This window comes from Xenorhabdus sp. SGI240 (assembly GCF_040081915.1).
Taxonomy (GTDB): Bacteria; Pseudomonadota; Gammaproteobacteria; order Enterobacterales; family Enterobacteriaceae; genus Xenorhabdus; species Xenorhabdus bakwenae.
Genome location: NZ_JBEBMB010000003.1, coordinates 153979 through 159978, shown reverse-complemented (window position 1 = coordinate 159978; position 6000 = coordinate 153979). Strand labels below are relative to the sequence as shown.

General features: G+C 41.4%; 3 protein-coding genes and 1 pseudogene. 3 read left to right on the top strand and 1 reads right to left on the bottom strand.

Annotation, left to right across the window (positions count from 1 at the left end):
* Positions 1-158: 158 nt before the first annotated feature.
* Positions 159-521 carry a hypothetical protein gene (locus ABLA76_RS01160; RefSeq protein ID WP_047963684.1) on the bottom strand — a complete coding sequence of 121 codons (363 nt, stop codon included), beginning with the start codon at positions 519-521 and terminating at the stop codon, positions 159-161.
* Positions 522-1698: 1177 nt separating this feature from the next.
* On the opposite strand from ABLA76_RS01160, the gene ABLA76_RS01155 reads away from it, so the two are divergent.
* The 3 genes and pseudogenes from ABLA76_RS01155 to ABLA76_RS01145 form a co-directional block, all read left to right on the top strand.
* Entirely contained in the window at positions 1699-3618 is a 1920-nt protein-coding gene (locus ABLA76_RS01155) for an ATP-dependent DNA helicase (protein ID WP_348986545.1), read from the top strand.
* A gap of 77 nt (positions 3619-3695) precedes the next feature.
* Positions 3696-4391, top strand: a complete 696-nt coding sequence (gene tsaB, locus ABLA76_RS01150; RefSeq protein ID WP_348986544.1) for a tRNA (adenosine(37)-N6)-threonylcarbamoyltransferase complex dimerization subunit type 1 TsaB — start codon at positions 3696-3698, stop codon at positions 4389-4391.
* 307 nt (positions 4392-4698) lie between these two features.
* Positions 4699-5413 (top strand): annotated as a pseudogene (locus tag ABLA76_RS01145) (IS630 family transposase); the annotation flags it as partial.
* Positions 5414-6000 lie beyond the last annotated feature (587 nt).

Genomic DNA, 6000 nt, shown 5'->3' with positions numbered 1-6000 from the left:
AGGTTGTCGCTTAGATGTCCGCGTTCAGATGCCGGAAGATTCAGTGTGGAATGTGGGGCAGGAAGATGTAAATGCGACATCTGACATAATTGGTCCGAACAACAGAAGTAATTAGGGGCTATTTGCCCCTTTTAAGATCTTGATGTATCAAGGAGCGGTCAGGTCATCTTGAAAAGAATCTTTTCAAAATAATGTATATCATATGAACCAGCACTTGTTATATAGGTTCGCAATCCACTTAAAAGTAGACTTTTGTCGTTGGTTCTAACGCCATTCCAATGATCAGTTATAACATATTCAGTTGATTCAGGACGTATAATTGCATAAAAGCCTATTTGGAAAACAGGTTGTTGGATGACGTATCTATATTCTCCAGTAACGTTATTATAGGTGAGATCACCTATAGATAAATCTTTGGCTTTGAAAATGCCATTGAATGTTCCTGGTCTGTCATCACTATTGATTATAGTGAGCGAAAAATTCTCATCATGACTCGCATAAGTACCATCTATAGGACCCATAATATTATCCTCTGATTTAATGAAATGTTTTTGTCTCTAACTTGCTAAAAACTCTTTTCGCTAATTCAACAGATAAAATAATTTCTGGATATGTTTTGTGGTGGGGATTTTTTTTCTTACTCTCTCATAAAGTGACAAACGGTAAATTAATAAAGTTTATCTATCGACTGATGAAATTTAGTGTGATGGAAATGAAAAGTGTTGTTTTTTTCTTTGACTTTTCCCTATTTGTACCATCCCCCACACAACCCCAATCAATTCATTCAACTCTCCACACGCGTTTAACTCCTTGATTCCATTAATCTCCGCCCCTGTGCCGGAAATAAGTAAAATCAATGCGTTACGTTAAATAGGATAATTATCCCCTTTTAACCCATTGATTTAATTGAATTCCTGTTCTGTGCAGGAAATAAGCAAAATCAACGAGTTAGCTAAAGGTGGGATTTCTCACCTTTAATTCAGCACGCTTCTGTTTCAAACGGAGGGATGAATTAACTATAGGGGTTCCTTGAGGTTGAGGAGGCTCTGATTTCAGAGGCTCACCTCTTTAAGAGGTTTGGTTTGACCACCGAAAATATCGGTATGCAGTCTGGCGATCATTGGTTCCGACGAAAATCGTCGCTGCAAAATCCAATGTCCCATTATCAGACTTTGAGCGTAAATGATATTTACTCACAGAATTTGCAGGGCAGTAATACTGACTCACAGAATTTGTACACCTCATTAAGGGTTGCACAAACTTTCCGCGTATCATTTAGCGACGCGGTTAATTTGCGACTGACAGTTAGTCAGGTACAAAAAGAAAAGGTATAGAGGAAATCACCATACCTAAAGTGGGATATCACATTTTGAAGATGGTTGGAATTTCAACCATGAATCAGATTTGAGCCATCTACGGCAACTATAGGGATTTCTTCTATAGTTGATTACTATGAAAGTCAAAGGGTAGATTGCTGTGCTATGGTGATAGCGGTTCCCTTTCCATCCTCACCTTGGAACCGCTCTCCCTTTATCCCATTTAATGTTATAAAATCAATTGCTATATGCCGTAGTGAGTACTTTTTTGTTTGTACATATTTGTGTATATACTATATTTATTTTTACGTTTTTTCTTTTTAACAGTTTGTTTATGTTAAATATTTTTTTATATAAATCATTTTATTGAAAGAGACTGTTTGTGTCAGACGATTTTGCGAAAAATGGCATACTAGCCAAAGCCATACCAGGTTTCAAGCCACGCGATGCCCAGCGGGAAATGTCTTCGGCTATTACAGTTGCGATTAAAAAACAGCAACAATTGGTCGTAGAAGCAGGAACGGGAACCGGTAAAACATTTGCTTATTTAGTACCTGCTTTGCGCTCCGGTAAAAAAGTGATTATTTCTACGGGTTCTAAGGCATTACAGGATCAGCTTTACAATCGAGATCTACCCACTATCGTTGAGGCGTTAGGTTTTACCGGCAAGCTGGCGCTATTAAAAGGGCGTTCAAATTATTTATGCCTTGAACGCCTTGAGCAGCAGACGATCGGCAATTCCCAGTTAGACACTGAAATCTTGGCGGAAGTCATCAAATTGAAGCATTGGTCAGGCCATACAAAAGATGGTGATATCAGCACCTGCTACCAAGTGGCGGAAGATAGCACTGTTTGGCCATTGGTCACGAGTACTAATGACAATTGCTTTGGCAGTGATTGCCCATGCTATCAGCAATGTTTCGTTCTGAAAGCCCGTCGAAAAGCAATGGAAGCGGATGTGGTGATTGTTAACCATCATCTGTTTATGGCTGATATGATGGTTAAGGATACCGGTTTTGGTGAATTAATCCCGCAGGCTGATGTGATGATTTTCGATGAGGCGCACCAGATCCCTGATATTGCCAGCCAATATTTTGGCCAGCAATTAAGTAGCCGCCAATTGATGGATTTATCGCGTGATATCATCATGGCTTACCGTACTGAAGTGCGGGATCAGGCACAATTGCAAAAAAGTGCAGATCGTCTCAGCCAAAGTGCACAAGACTTCCGTTTGTCATTGGGGGAAAACAGCTATCGGGGTAATCTTCGTGAAGCCTTGCAACAGCAGCAAGTTCAGCGCGCATTAGTGCGGTTGGATGATGCCCTTGAGCTGTGTTATGACGTGATGAAACTCTCTTTGGGGCGTTCAACCATGCTGGATGCGGCTTTTGAGCGGGCAACGGTGTATCGCAATCGTCTTAAGCGTCTGATTGATGTCAGCATACCTAATTACAGCTATTGGTTCGAAAGTTATGGGCGGCATTTTTTACTGGCTCTGACACCGTTATCTGTTGCCGACAAATTCAGTGAGATGCTCCGTGAACAATCAGGTAGTTGGATTTTTACATCGGCAACATTGTCGGTCAATGAACAGCTAAATCATTTCACTGAACGTTTAGGGCTAAAACAAGCCCAAACATTACTCTTGTCTAGTCCATTTGATTATCAACGTCAAATGTTATTGTGTGTTCCGCGTCATTTGCCATCACCTAACCAAAATGGTGGTGCAAAATGGTTGGCTCGTATGTTGAAACCATTAATTGAAAGCAATAAAGGACGCTGTTTTTTCCTCTGTACTTCTCACCAAATGATGCGCAGTTTAGCGGAAGAGTTCCGTGCCAGTATGACATTGCCAGTATTAGTGCAGGGTGAGACGAGCAAGACGCAACTTCTGGCACAATTTATCTCTGCGGGTAATGCATTGCTGGTGGCGACCGGCAGCTTTTGGGAAGGGGTGGATGTCCGCGGTGATGCATTGTCCTGCGTTATTATTGATAAATTGCCGTTCACTGCGCCGGATGATCCTTTGCTTAAGGCCCGTATTGAGGATTGTCAACTTAAGGGCGGAGATGCTTTTCACGAAGTCCAGCTTCCTGATGCCGTGATTGATTTGAAGCAGGGCGTTGGGCGTCTGATCCGTGATATTGATGATTATGGCGTTGTGGTCATTTGTGATAATCGGCTGGTGATGCGTCCATACGGTGAGGTTTTTCTAAACAGCCTGCCTCCCGCTTCCCGTACCCGTGATTTATCAAAAGCAATTGCGTTTCTGAACTCACGCCCACCGCGGTCTGGGGAATAAAATGTCGGGGCGATGATGTTGGGGCTATGGTAGTATAGCCCCTTATTTTGGATCCTATATCTTGCCGGAGTTAAGGCATGTCCACACGAATTTTAGCTATTGATACTGCAACTGAAGCCTGTTCTGTTGCACTTTGGAATGAAGGTGCTATTGAAGCACAGTTTGAAATTTCCCCACGGGAGCACACGCAACGTATTTTACCGATGGTTCAAGCGGTTTTATCAAAAGGTGGAGTAAACCTGCAACAATTGGATGCGTTAGCGTTTGGTCGTGGACCGGGCAGTTTTACCGGTGTACGGATTGGTGTTGGCATCGCCCAAGGGCTGGCATTGGGCGCTGAATTACCGATGATTGGTGTTTCTTCGCTGAAAACACTGGCGCAAGGGACTTTTCGCTTAACAGGAGCAACAAACGTTTTGGTTGCGATTGATGCGCGGATGGGGGAAGTTTACTGGGGACAATACACTCGTAATTCACAAGGTGAATGGCAGGGCGATGAAACTGAAGCAGTTTTGAAACCTGAGCAAGTGCAAGAAATTATGAATTCCTTATCAGGCGAATGGGGAATTGCGGGAACGGGATGGGAAGCCTATCCTCAATTATTGGACTGCCACTTAATGCTGACAGCAGGCGATGTTACTTTACCCCATGCGGAAGATATGCTGCCACTGGCCATTCAGATGTGGGATGCGGGGGAGGCGACAGCGGTTGAACACGCTGAACCTGTTTACTTACGTAATGAAGTGACATGGAAAAAATTGCCGGGCCGTTAAGGACTTCTGCCTGGCGCAATAAAATTCATGCAACTTGCGGCAGAAAGCAGTGTCCATGAGTATAAAGGGCTAGAGTCTGACTAACCAGACGATGGATGGTTAGTCTAATAAGTTTTTTCTACGTTGGAGGCGTTATGTTCAATGGAATATACTATCGAAGCATACTGCAAACATACTTATCTCACCGTCTATAAAAATCCACTAATCACATTAAAATCAAGTGATGCACGCCATTATATTCTCTCTTTGTCTAAATAGCTGTTCCTAATAGTAGATCCCTGAAAAGATAAAAAAGAAGGGAATTGACTATCAGAGAAGCCGGTGGCGTACAGAACTTCTGGCTAAGCAGTTGAATATGCTATTCCAAAGCACAGTGGCGGCTTCCACAGTCAGGCGCTGGCTACCTAAAATCGGCATTGTCTGGCGCAGAGCGGGTCCTACGCTCAATATTCGTGATCCTCATCGTGATGAAAAAATGGCAAAAATTAATGAAGCTTTAGCCACATGCAGCCGCGATAACCCCGTTTTTTATGAAGATAAGGTGGATATCGATCTCAACCCGAAAATTGGGGCAGACTGGACCTTGAAAGGACAGCAGAAAAAATGGTTACACCCGGAAACAACGGTAAACATTATCTGGCAGGAGCCCTCCACACAAAGACAGGTAACGTGCGTTATGTCTCGGGTTCTCAGAAAAATTCCGATTTGCTCATCGCCATGCTGGAAAAACTGAAACGTCATTACCGGAGAGCGAAAACCATCACAATCATTCTGGACAACTACATGATTCACAAAAGCCGCCGGACACGACTGTGGCTGAAGAATAGCCCTAAATTCAACCTGTTATTCCAGCTTGTTTACTCGCCTTGGGTCAATGTGATTGAGAAACTTTGGCACGCCTTACATGAGACGATAACACGCAACCACAAGTGCAGATATATGTGGCAACTTCGCAGGTGAAGCATTTTATGGGCACGGTATCACCCTATCCCGGAAATGGGCATGGAATGGCAAAGATGTAGCACTATTAGGATCAGTTATTTAGCAACTAATTTTCCACCTGAGTCCGTGTGATACACCATGTTGTATATTTGAAAAATCACTTACACTCTTACTTGTTTAAGTATTTATAAAAATGAATTTTAATTTTTATTATTTTAACCTTGAATTATTTTTACTTATATAGATGTTGTTGTTCTAATTGTGATTGTTTATCGATAAACAATCTAATTTAACTCTGAAATGAAAGAACGTTATTATGATAATGTTAATTAAAATAAAGCTTAGAATGTTATTCTGTCTGTCATGTGTTTTATTTTCGTTGAATGACTGTTTATTTTTTTTATGATCATTTGGTTTTAATATACATGCATTCCATATCAATTGATTAACTTTCTATGAAAAATAAATTTTACTCTATATTGCTCATTATGTTAATGGATTTTCTTTCAATAGGGGATTGAACTAATCAGATATATTTCTTCCTGTCTTGAGTGAAATGGGGGGGTATTACAACATTAGTGAATTCAACGTGAAAAATGCAATGGCTATATTTTTATTTGTTATGGTTTTTTCTCAACTTATTTATGGAGTTGTCATATGGTTAATT

Bases quoted from the DNA above. Each gene is read 5' to 3' on its own strand.
- ABLA76_RS01160 (WP_047963684.1), bottom strand. From the start codon at position 521: ATGGGTCCTATAGATGGTACTTATGCGAGTCATGATGAGAATTTTTCG.
- tsaB (WP_348986544.1), top strand. From the start codon at position 3,696: ATGTCCACACGAATTTTAGCTATTGATACTGCAACTGAAGCCTGTTCT.